The sequence below is a fragment of the Thermococcus sp. genome, from assembly GCF_026991495.1.
GTDB lineage: Archaea > Methanobacteriota_B > Thermococci > Thermococcales > Thermococcaceae > Thermococcus.
The window spans coordinates 1-2,654 of the sequence record NZ_JALXBJ010000003.1; the positions used below are offsets into that span (position 1 = coordinate 1).

The 2,654-nt window shown below is 53.9% G+C and carries 3 protein-coding genes; 2 read left to right on the forward strand and 1 reads right to left on the reverse strand.

All coding sequences use genetic code 11. The features are described from left to right. Nucleotides 1-139 precede the first annotated feature (139 nt). Nucleotides 140-790 carry a peroxiredoxin gene (locus tag MVB78_RS00175; RefSeq protein WP_297486573.1) on the reverse strand — a complete coding sequence of 217 codons (651 nt, stop codon included), beginning with the start codon at nt 788-790 and terminating at the stop codon, nt 140-142. Nucleotides 791-1,025: 235 nt separating this feature from the next. Between MVB78_RS00175 and ribD the strand changes: the two genes are divergently transcribed. Together ribD and MVB78_RS00185 are read left to right on the forward strand one after the other, a co-directional pair. Next, on the forward strand, nt 1,026-2,102 hold the full coding sequence (gene ribD / locus MVB78_RS00180) for a bifunctional diaminohydroxyphosphoribosylaminopyrimidine deaminase/5-amino-6-(5-phosphoribosylamino)uracil reductase RibD (RefSeq protein WP_297486574.1): 1,077 nt from the start codon (nt 1,026-1,028) through the stop codon (nt 2,100-2,102). Then, nucleotides 2,083-2,634, forward strand: a complete 552-nt coding sequence (locus tag MVB78_RS00185) for a riboflavin synthase (RefSeq protein ID WP_297486575.1) — start codon at nt 2,083-2,085, stop codon at nt 2,632-2,634. The genes ribD and MVB78_RS00185 overlap by 20 nt, the downstream gene beginning before the upstream one ends. The last annotated feature ends 20 nt before the right edge of the window (nt 2,635-2,654 follow it).

A 2,654-nucleotide genomic window follows, 5' to 3' on the forward strand; every position in this document is an offset into this window, starting at 1 on the left:
GTATTGTCCTTAGGCTTTAAAATAGTTTGCTTTCCTGTTTAAGGGCTGGTTTTAGAATTACTGCATCCCCGCCCTAAAGGGCGGGGAGGAGGTCAGAGTTACGCTTTTTCAAATTAAATTTGAGAAGAGAAAAGACCACTCACTCAAGCTTCTTGTGGCAGAACCACCAGTCGTAGCACTCGATCTCGCCCTTGGCCTTCGCTTCCTCCCGCTCCTTGATCTGCTCGACGGTTCCAGCGGGCGGGACTATAACGCGGTCGCCGATGAGCTCGTTGTTGGGCCACTTGTGCGGCAGGGCGACGCCCTTCTCGGTGCTTATCTTGAGGGCCTTCACAAGGCGGAGTATCTCGTCCCAGTCCCTTCCGACCTCGGCCGGGTAGTAGACGATGGCCCTTATGGTGCCGGTGTTGTCAACGACGAAGACAGCCCTGGCGGTTATCGTTGCTCCGCTGGGTATCATGCCGAGCTTCTCGGCGAGGTCGCCACGGTCGTCCGCGATTATCGGGAAGGTTATCTCCTCCCCAAGGTTCTCCTTTATCCACTCGGCCCACTTAAGGTGGCTGAAGACCTGGTCAACGCTCAGCCCAATCGGCTCGACGCCGAGCTCCCTGAACTGGTCGACCCTCTTTTGGAGGGCGTAGAACTCGGTCGTGCAGACCGGCGTGAAGTCTGCCGGGTGGCTGAACAGCAGGAACCATTTGCCCTGCTCGGTGAAGTGCTCCGGCAACTTTATCCTTCCAAAGGTCGTGTTGACCTCGACTTCCGGGAATTTTTCTCCTATAACTACCATCTTCCATCACCCCATCTTTTGGTGTGTTTTCTTCACTATAAACCATATTGGTTCGAATATATAAAGCTTTCGGTTCGTCTAACATCGAATATGAAGGGATATCAAAATGGGGGTTAGCAGCATGATCCCTAAGATCCTTAGATGACTAAGTGAGACGGCCTTTCAACGTGCAAGGAGTTCCGTATATGGAACAAAATCTTAAGTAATCCGGAACAAAACTATCGGTGGTGGTCGGATGAAGGACGAGGACTACATGCGCCTCGCTTTAGAGCTCGCGAGAAAAGGTGAAGGCTGGGTAAACCCGAACCCGATGGTTGGGGCTGTAATAGTCAAGGACGGCGAGATAATCGGTACTGGCTGGCACAGGAAGTTCGGGGAAAAGCACGCCGAGGTCAACGCCATAGAGAACGCCAAAGCTAAGGGGTACGACGTTAAAGGCGCCACTATGTACGTAACCCTCGAACCCTGCTCCCACTGGGGGAAGCAGCCGCCATGCGCCGACAGAATAATAGCCGAGGGCTTTAAGCGGGTTGTAGTCGCGATGAAAGACCCGAACCCCCTCGTGGCCGGGCAGGGGATAGAGAAGATGAGGAGGGCCGGAATAGAGGTGGAAGTCGGCCTCCTCGAAGATGAAGCGAGAAAGCTCAACGAGATTTTTATAAAATACATAACGACCAAGATGCCTTTTGTGGCCATTAAGCTCGCCCTGACCCTCGACGGCTTCATAGCGACCGAGAGCGGTTCTTCCCAGTGGATAACCGGCGAGAAAGCTCGTGAGAGGGTCCAGGAGCTGAGGAGAAGGCACATGGCGATAATGGTGGGTTCCGGAACCGTCTTAGCTGACAACCCGAGGCTCAACTGCAGGCTTGAGAACTGCCCGCAGAAGGTCAAGGTTATCTTAGACCGCTCCGGCAGAATTGCCGATGAGATAAGAAAAGGAAGGAAGTTCAAGCTATTTGAGGACGGCAGGGTTATTTTCTTCACGGAAAGGCCGGAGAAGTTCGAGGGCATAGCGGAGGCATACCCGGTAACGAAGCCGGAGGAAATCCTGAGGAAGCTCGGCGAACTCGGCATAGACAGCGTTCTGATAGAGGGCGGTAGAATAGCCTGCCAGTTTTTACGCTACGCCGACAAGTTCCACCTCTTCTACGGGCCGAAGCTCTTTGGAAGGGGAATTAAACCCTTCGAGTGCCTTAAGGTTGAGGAAGCGAACGAGGCACCAGTTTTGAGGATAGACTCAATAGAGAGGCTTGAAGAGAGCTTTTTGGTCACTGCTTACCCGGGTGGTGGGGATGTTCAGCGGGATAGTTGAGGCAACTGGCAAAGCCCGTTACTCAGCGGGAAAGCTCTACGTGGAGGTTCCCTTCGAGGTTAAACCTGGCGATAGCGTCGCGGTAAACGGCGCCTGCCTGACCGTCGTGAGCTTTGACGGGAGGACAGCGACCTTCGACGTCGGTGAGGAGACGCTGAGGAGAACTAACCTGAGGGAAGCGAAGGTTGTCAACCTTGAGCGGGCTTTGAGGGTTGGCGACAGGCTCGACGGGCACATAGTTACTGGCCACGTTGACGGGACGATTCGCTTTATAGCGAAGAGGACGAGCAGGAACACGACATGGATGGCCTTTGAGATGCCACCCGAGAGGTGGGGAGTGGCAGAGAAAGGCTCCATAGCTTTGAACGGCGTCTCGCTTACGGTGGCGAAGGTCGAGGGAAACCGCTTCTGGATTCAAGTGATTCCCTACACGCTGGAGAAGACTAACCTCGGCCTTCTAAGAGCTGGCGAGAGGGTGAACTACGAGATAGACGTCATAGCGAGGTACGTGAGGAGAATCCTCTCCACTTAATTCCATTTTTGGAACAAATT

Excerpts from the sequence above, each read along its gene's own strand:
- MVB78_RS00175 (WP_297486573.1), bottom strand. The coding sequence starts at position 790 with ATGGTAGTTATAGGAGAAAAATTCCCGGAAGTCGAGGTCAACACGACC.
- ribD (WP_297486574.1), top strand. The coding sequence starts at position 1,026 with ATGAAGGACGAGGACTACATGCGCCTCGCTTTAGAGCTCGCGAGAAAA.
- MVB78_RS00185 (WP_297486575.1), top strand. The coding sequence starts at position 2,083 with ATGTTCAGCGGGATAGTTGAGGCAACTGGCAAAGCCCGTTACTCAGCG.